The 1,794-nt window shown below is 39.2% G+C and carries 2 protein-coding genes; both read right to left on the bottom strand.

From position 1 onward, the window contains the following. Positions 1–143: 143 nt before the first annotated feature. The gene (locus CP357_RS09845; protein WP_098037214.1) at positions 144–1,436 is read right to left on the bottom strand and encodes an RNA-guided endonuclease TnpB family protein; all 1,293 of its coding nucleotides are present in this window, start codon (positions 1,434–1,436) and stop codon (positions 144–146) included. A gap of 30 nt (positions 1,437–1,466) precedes the next feature. Then, on the bottom strand, positions 1,467–1,794 hold a 328-nt coding region (locus CP357_RS09840), incomplete at its 5' end, for an IS607 family transposase (protein ID WP_143468459.1).

The following is a 1,794-nucleotide window of genomic DNA, read 5'->3' as shown; positions in this document are numbered from 1 at the left end:
TATTTTCATACATTTTGGACTATTCGTGCTTTCCATTTCTCTTACCAACGTCTACGCTAGTATTCCGATATTTCAATTTAGAAGTAATCGCATTGACTATCTCTTTTGGCATTTTTTCGGACGTAGCCTCGCCCGCAATTATCTTATAAGGCTCGATTTAACTCTGGATGCTTTACTAGCAGCGTTAGGTTGGCCATGGCATTTTCGTCGCGATCAACCTTTTTATTGTAATTAGGACAGCTAGGATTATAACAGACAAACTCGTTATGCTTGGTGCCATGCTTTTTATTGCCCTGCAGCGTGATCTTTTCATCGCCTTTTTTGACCAAGCCGCATGCTGCGCATCTTTGCGTTGATGGATATAGCTTGTTGGCAATAATCAGTTCTTTACCATACCATTCGCATTTATATGTTAAAAGCTTTCTAAACAAGCCAAACATGCTTCGATGCATGCCTTTTGAAGCCACATGGCTCATAAGCATGCCTTTGACTCCCAGATCTTCAATCGCTATTTGATCGTAATTGTTTACCAGTTCAGTAGTAAATTTATGCATTAAATCTGTTTGAATGTTTTGGGCACGCTGATAGGATGCCTGAAGCTTGATTCTCGTCTTCAAGTATTTCTTGCTTTGCGCACCTTTAATTCTACCGTTGACTGTTCGCTTCTTTGCCAGCTGCTTTTGATAATGCTTTATTTTGCTGTATATTTTGGTCAAAGACTTAGGAATAATCAAAAGCTGACCATCTTCATAATTGAAATGGCCTACGTTTATATCTACCCCGGTCGCTTTGCCTGTTTTCTTTTTGACTTCGAACCTATCTTTGGGGATCTTATATGGAATTGCCACATAATACCTATCCCTTACTCGATAGAAAGACATTGTTCCTGTAGGATAATCAAAAGGCTTTTCTGACAATTTTATTGGTTGCCAATTTGCTTTCAACCCTTGAGGCTTTTCCAAAACCAGCTTGCCATTAACAATTCTAGCTTGGTCGCTCTTGAAGCCTTGCTTGGGAGCCCGCTTAGATTTAAATTTAGGCTTGCCCCAATCTTTTTGAGCCTTATTGAAAAAATTTTGCCAGGCTTTGCCCAAATCCTGTACGGCTAGCTGCAATAGATGGGCTGAATAGCTAAATTGCCAGTCTTCTTTTTCTGCCACTAGTTTATTCCTGATGGCTTTCCAATTAGGCGAAGGATAGCTGGCAAGCATTTCTTCTTGTTCGGCAGTAAATTTGCGTTGACTCTTGGCCTTTCGCAGTTCAGCTTTGATCTCTTTATCAAGCATCAGCTGCCTAATGTCGTATTCGTCATTCCACAAAGCCAAGGCTTCATTCCAGCAGAATCTCCGATAATCGCAATTGCGATCAAAAACAGCCTTCATCTGTTTGTTGGGAAACAGCTCATAGGATTTGGTTTTTATATAGTATTCTGGCATTTTATCCACCTCCTTTTATAGATGCATCGCTTATTCTTTTAAATTAGGATCGTTCTTTATTTTGTTTTTATACCTTCTCAGTCCATAAAGACGGCATGAAAAAACATGAATAACGCTAATTAAGTCTTCCACTAGCTCCTTATCTGGCGAAGTATCCTCATTGTTTAAGACGATTATCTTACAGTCATGCCAAGCACAAAATTCTTGAAAGAACTTAAAGCCAAAACGGATAAAGCGATCTTCATAAGTAACGTAGATCTCTTTAATCTGATTTGCATCGATGTCTTTGATCAACTTAAGCCATTTAGGACGTTTATAGTTTAAGCCCGATCCAATATCTGAGATATATTCATCGGCG

It is taken from the genome of Lactobacillus sp. UMNPBX6 (assembly GCF_002553975.1).
In the GTDB taxonomy this organism is placed as follows: domain Bacteria; phylum Bacillota; class Bacilli; order Lactobacillales; family Lactobacillaceae; genus Lactobacillus; species Lactobacillus gallinarum.
The sequence above is the reverse complement of the archived record's forward strand: the minus strand, read 5'-3'. Positions and strand labels throughout refer to the sequence as shown.